Below are 558 nucleotides of genomic sequence, written 5' to 3'. Positions count from 1 at the left end.
ATCTGAGTGACGGCTGCGGCGACCATCTTTCCAGTCATCGGTTCGTCTGAGAATTACGTGCAACTGCGCACGCGACACCCGGAGACAACGGCTGACTAAGCTTACTCCCCATCCCCGGGCAATAAGGGCGCGTGCGCTATCCACTTTTTTGCACGCCCGTATTCAACGGCTTCTTTAAGGAGTTCATTTTCCATCGTTTTTTTGCCGAGCAGGCGCTGGAGTTCTTTAATCTGCTTCATGGCAGCAGCAAGTTCAGAGGCAGGAACGACCTGCTCTCCTGCGGCCACAGCAGTAAGACTTCCCTCCTGGTATTGCTTGCGCCAGAGAAATAACTGGCTGGCTGCCACACCGTGTTGCCGGGCAACAAGGGAGACCGTCATTCCCGGTTCAAAACTCTGCTGAACAATAGCGATCTTTTCCTGTGTAGTACGCCGTCTGCGTTTCTCCGGTCCTAAGACATCAATCATCTGCTCTCCAATGACTAGTCTAAAAACTAGTATTAAGACTATCACTTATTTAAGTGATATTGGTTGTCTGGAGATTCAGGGGGCCAGTCTA

1 pseudogene is annotated in these 558 nt (G+C 51.1%); it reads right to left on the bottom strand.

Going from position 1 to position 558, the window contains the following annotated elements:
• A pseudogene (locus K0778_RS27255) lies at positions 1-467 on the bottom strand (transposase); the annotation flags it as partial.
• Between the last annotated feature and the right edge of the window lie 91 nt (positions 468-558).

The organism is Escherichia sp. XD33, assembly GCF_019375075.1.
Lineage (GTDB): Bacteria > Pseudomonadota > Gammaproteobacteria > Enterobacterales > Enterobacteriaceae > Enterobacter > Enterobacter flexneri_A.
This window is presented reverse-complemented; position numbering and strand designations above follow the sequence as displayed.